We start from the raw sequence: 1537 nt of genomic DNA, 5'->3' as shown, positions 1-1537 counted from the left end.
ACGCTCTTCATGGTCGCCTTCATGGGCGCGGGTCTGCTGTTCCCGAGCTATTTCCTGCTTCGTGGAGAAACGACGTTGACTGCCGGGCTGCTGCTCGCACCACAGGGCATCGGCGCGATGATCGCGATGCCGATCGCCGGAGTGATCGCCGACAAGTTCGGTCCCGGCAGGATCGTGCTGGTGGGGATGGTGCTCATCACCGCAGGGATGGCGGTGTTCACTCGGGTCGGCACCGACACCTCGTACACCTTGCTGATCGGTGCACTGTTCGTCATGGGACTCGGACTCGGTTCGACGATGATGCCGATCATGACGGCTGCGCTGCAGACGTTGACCGACGAGACGGTTGCGCGCGGCTCGACGTTGATGAACATCGTCCAGCAAGCGGCCGGGTCGATAGGTACCGCACTGATGTCGGTGGTGCTGACCGCTCAGCAGAAGCCCGCACTGACCGCAACCAGCCAGATCGAGGCCTTCGACATCTCGGCCAGGGCCTTCGGGACCACCTTCATGGTCGCGTTGGTACTGATCGTCGTCACGTTCGTTCCCGCCTTCTTCCTGCCCCGGACGAAGCACGTGACCGAGCGGTCCGCGGCACCGATCTCGCTGCACTGACGCGCCCGAGAGATGCCGAACCCTCGCTCATCGGCTCGATGTAAGCAAGGATCAGGGCCGTGACGACAATTCTCGCGGTTGCGAATCAGAAGGGCGGCGTCGCCAAGACCACCACGGTGGCTTCGCTCGCGGCGGCGCTGCATGCTCTCGATCGACGAGTCCTGGTGGTCGACCTCGACCCGCAGGGCTGTCTGACGTTCTCTCTCGGACACAATCCCGACAAGCTCGATTCCTCGGTGCACGAGGTGCTGACCGGGGATGCGAAGGTCGAGGACGTGCTGATCGAGACTGCGGAAGGAATCGTTCTGCTTCCGGCGACGATCGATCTCGCAGGTGCGGAAGCCCTGCTGCTGATGCGCGCGGGTCGTGAGTTCGCGCTCAAGCGTGCACTCGCGCCGATCCTCGAGGACTTCGATGTCGTCGTCATCGATTGTCCGCCGTCGTTGGGGGTGCTGACCCTCAACGGCCTCACCGCCGCACAGTCGGTGCTCGTGCCCCTGCAGTGCGAGACTCTCGCTCATCGCGGGGTCGGGCAGTTGTTGCGAACGGTGTCCGAGGTGCAACAGATCACCAACCCCGATCTGACGCTGCTCGGTGCCCTTCCCACACTGTTCGACGCCCGCACCACGCACAGCAGGGATGTGCTCGGCGACGTCTCGGACCGCTACTCGTTGCCGGTTCTAGCACCGCCGATTCCGCGGACCGTACGCTTCGCCGAGGCCAGTGCCTCGGGCGCGACGGTACTCTCGGGACGAAAGAACAAGGGCGCACAGGCCTATCGAGAACTTGCCGAGAATCTGCTGGCGTACTGGGACGGTCAAGCCGATCTGAAGACCTATGATCCGGCGGAGTAGAACGAAGCCCGTGCCGGCGGGTCAGCCGAGAGCGACCACGTCGGAACCGCGTTGCTCGACGACCACAT

The 1537-nt window shown here is 63.9% G+C and carries 2 protein-coding genes; both read left to right on the top strand.

Going from position 1 to position 1537, the window contains the following annotated elements:
• On the top strand, window positions 1–615 hold a 615-nt coding region (locus A2J02_RS01070), incomplete at its 5' end, for an MFS transporter (RefSeq protein WP_156516031.1).
• Between the two features lie 59 nt (window positions 616–674).
• Entirely contained in the window at window positions 675–1469 is a 795-nt protein-coding gene (locus A2J02_RS01065; RefSeq protein WP_068045629.1) for a ParA family protein, read from the top strand.
• The last annotated feature ends 68 nt before the right edge of the window (window positions 1470–1537 follow it).

Source organism: Rhodococcus sp. EPR-147, assembly GCF_001647185.1.
Taxonomy (GTDB): domain Bacteria; phylum Actinomycetota; class Actinomycetes; order Mycobacteriales; family Mycobacteriaceae; genus Rhodococcoides.
Note: the sequence above shows the minus strand (reverse complement) of the source record. Positions and strands in the feature narration are given on the sequence as shown.